The sequence below is a fragment of the Cedecea sp. B1(4) genome (assembly GCF_059414925.1).
Map to the genome: position 1 here is coordinate 1 of NZ_JCAHMZ010000101.1, position 324 is coordinate 324.

At 56.5% G+C, this 324-nt stretch carries 1 protein-coding gene; it reads left to right on the forward strand.

Features of this window, described 5'->3' with window-relative positions; all coding sequences use genetic code 11:
* Positions 1-324: ATPase, T2SS/T4P/T4SS family (locus ACR6JA_RS22245; RefSeq protein ID WP_494599568.1), on the forward strand; the 324-nt coding region annotated here is incomplete at both ends.

A 324-nucleotide genomic window follows, 5' to 3' on the forward strand; every position in this document is an offset into this window, starting at 1 on the left:
CAGGAATTTGAGCGTGAGCTGCTGGAGCTGAAAAACAGCGGACGTATCGCGGAATTTCTCCGGCTCGCTGTTCGCACGCATCGCAACATCGGAATTACCGGCGCTACAGGCTCAGGCAAGACGGTCGTGACCAATGCCTTGATGCAAGAAATTCCGCTCACAGAACGGCTGATAACTGTCCAAGACGTGTCCGAACTTCGGCCGCCTCATCCGAACGTTGTGGAGCTGTTTTTCTCACGCGAGGAAGAGGGCGGACACACCGTGTCTGCCAAGACCATGCTCGCGTCCTGCCTGCGTATGAAGCCGGACCGAATAATCATCGCG